Consider the following 1,378-nt stretch of genomic DNA (forward strand, 5'->3'; position numbering starts at 1 on the left):
CACTACCTGGGCATTTCGGTTGAGTGCTGGGAGATCATGTGCGACGCTGCCTTGCGGAGGCAACGTCGATGACGAACATCCCTGGTGGTGGCGCTGACCTGGACCGCTGGCTGGCGCCGTTTCTCGAGGTGATGGGGCGCAAGACCCGCCGCGCCTGGGCGCCACTCTATCTGCGGGGCCTGCTCGGACCCGGTGAGCGCAAGAGCCTGCAGCCGATGGCCGCCCGCCTGGGGCTGGGTGGACATGACCAGCTGCAGCACTTCATCGCCAGCGCCGCCTGGGACGATGCGCCGCTCTGGTCCGTGCTGGCGCAGCAGGCCGACCGGCTGGTCGGTGGCCCGGCGGCCTGGCTGGTGATCGACGACACGGCGCTGCCCAAGAAGGGGACGATGTCAGTCGGCGTGCTGCCGCAGTATTGCGGCCAGCTGGGCAAGAAGGCCAACTGCCAGTCGCTGGTCTCACTCACCCTGGCGCAGGGCGAGGTGCCTGTCCCGGTTGGCCTGCGGCTGTTCCTGCCGGAGGAGTGGACTGGCAACCGTGAGCGCTGCGTCCGGGCAGGCGTACCGGAGGCGGCTAGGGTGCCGCGAGCCAAAGGCGAGATCGCGCTCGACGAGCTGGACAGGCTGCGTGCCGCGGGCGTGCGGTTCGGCACGGTGCTGGCGGATGCGGGCTACGGCGCGAGTGCGGCGTTTCGCCAGGGTCTTGATACGCGGGGCCTGCGCTGGGCTGTCGGTATCCCGCGCAACCAGAAGGTCTACAGCGCCGCCGTGCAGCTGGTGCCGCCGCCGGGGCGGGCCCGCAAGCCGGTCCCTGATGAGCAGCCCACGGAAGCGGAGAAGATCCTGGCCACGCAGGCCTGGCGTCGCGTCACTTGGCGGCATGGCACCAAGGGGGCGCTGGCGGCTAGGTTCGCCGCGGCGCGCATCCGGGTCGGTGACGGGCCGGTCTGGGGCAACAACCGGCACCTACCGGGGGATGAGGTCTGGCTGGTGGGGGAATGGCGCTCAGGCGGCGAGCGAAAGTACTACCTGAGCAATCTGCCCGCCGACACGCCGCTGCGGTTGCTGGCAGCCGCCATCAAGGCGCGCTGGGTTTGTGAGCAAGCCCACCAGCAGCTCAAACAAGAACTCGGTCTCGGGCACTTCGAGGGACGGTCCTGGACTGGCTTGCACCGACACGCGCTGATGACCTGCATGGCCTACGCCTATCTGCAGCACCTCCGCCTCGCGGCACACCGTCGGACGAGGCGGGGGGGGAAATGCGCACCCCGATGTCGGGGCCGCCGCCCTCGCCGAGCCTGCCCGCCGTTCGTCGTGCCATCCTCGACCGGCTGTTCGCGCATCTCGCCACGCCAGTACGATGTCCGCACTGCCGACGC

The 1,378-nt window shown here is 70.0% G+C and carries 1 pseudogene; it reads left to right on the forward strand.

What is annotated here, in order from left to right:
* Window positions 1-68 precede the first annotated feature (68 nt).
* Window positions 69-1,378 (forward strand): annotated as a pseudogene (locus QMO56_RS26765) (IS701 family transposase); the annotation flags it as partial.

This window comes from Roseomonas sp. E05 (assembly GCF_030063475.1).
In the GTDB taxonomy this organism is placed as follows: domain Bacteria; phylum Pseudomonadota; class Alphaproteobacteria; order Acetobacterales; family Acetobacteraceae; genus Pseudoroseomonas.